2 protein-coding genes are annotated in these 1,378 nt (G+C 64.4%); both read left to right on the top strand.

From position 1 onward, the window contains the following. A partial coding sequence (locus JV551A3_RS18425) for an HlyD family efflux transporter periplasmic adaptor subunit (RefSeq protein ID WP_133979031.1) occupies window positions 1-399 on the top strand: 399 nt, incomplete at its 5' end. 1 nt (window position 400) lies between these two features. Continuing rightward, the coding region (locus tag JV551A3_RS18430) for a TolC family outer membrane protein (RefSeq protein WP_133979033.1) at window positions 401-1,378 on the top strand (978 nt) is incomplete at its 3' end.

A 1,378-nucleotide genomic window follows, 5' to 3' on the forward strand; every position in this document is an offset into this window, starting at 1 on the left:
GGCGGCATCATCCAGCCTGGGGCCAAGATCATGGAGGTGGTGCCGCTCGACCAGCCGTTGCAGGTCGACGCGATGATCCCGGTGCAGGCGATCGACAAGATGGTGCCCGGCCTGGACGTGGACCTCGCCTTCCCGGCCTTCAACCATGCGAAGACGCCGAATATTCCGGGACGGGTCATGACCATTTCCGCCGACCGCCTGATGGACGAAGAAAGCAAGCAGCCGTACTACCTGGCCCAGGTGGAAGTGACGCAGGGCGGCATGGACTTGCTGGGCAGCAACCACATCCGCCCCGGCATGCCGGCCACCGTCACCATCAAGACCGGCGAGCGCAACCTGCTCAGCTACCTGCTCAAGCCGATGCTCGAACGCGTGGACGCCTCGTTCAAGGAGCAATGACATGAATCACCCGTGCCTGATGTTGTGCCTGTTGGGGTTGTCCGTACAGGCCAGTGCCATGGACCTGAAGCAAGCCTGGGACCTGCTGCAGTACCAGGGCCCGATCTACCGCGCCGCGGTGCACGAGAAAGAAGCCGGCAGCGAGAACCGCGCCATTGGCCAGGCCGGGCTGCTGCCGCAGATCAACGCTGCGGGCTACTTCAACAAGGTCAACGGCAGCCAGCGTCAGAATGGCCGGGACAGCGACCTGGACTATGACTCCAAGGGCGCCAACGTGCGTTTGCGCCAACCGCTGTTCAACAAGCAGAAGATGGCCGAATACCGCCAGGGCCAGCAACGTGCCGACTACAGCGTGGCGGTGTTCGATGCCAAGAGCCAGGACGCCGCGGTGCGTCTGGCCGACGCCTACTTCGACGTGCTGCTGGCCAGCGAAACCATCACCCTGGCCAAAGCCAAGCTGAATGCCTTCGAAGAGCAATTGGCCTCGGCGAAGCGGCGCATGGAGCTGGGTGCCGGCACCATCACCGACATCGACGAGTCGGTGGCCCGTCGCGACCTGGCCGAGGCCGACCTGATCGAGGCCCAGGACAACCTGGTCAACGCCCGCCGTAAGCTGGAGGAATACATCGGTGAAACGCCGGAGTCGCTGACCACTTTGCAGCCGGGCTTCTACCCCCCGCCGCTGATGCCTGGCCACCTGCAGGACTGGCTGGTCAAGGCCCAGGCCGACAGCCCGTTGATCCATGCGCGCCGGCACAACTATGAGCTGGCCGAAGAAGAAGTGAAACGCGCCCGCGCCGGGCACTGGCCGACCCTGGACTTCGTGGCGGGCTATGCCGCCGGCAGCAGCCAGTCGATTTCCAAACTTAACCAGCGCAACCGCGACAGTTCGATCGGGCTGGAGCTGAACATTCCGCTGTACAGCGGTGGCAGCACCAGCGCCCTCACCCGCCAGGCCAGCGCCAACAGTTCCAAGGCC

The sequence above is a fragment of the Pseudomonas inefficax genome, from assembly GCF_900277125.1.
GTDB lineage: Bacteria > Pseudomonadota > Gammaproteobacteria > Pseudomonadales > Pseudomonadaceae > Aquipseudomonas > Aquipseudomonas inefficax.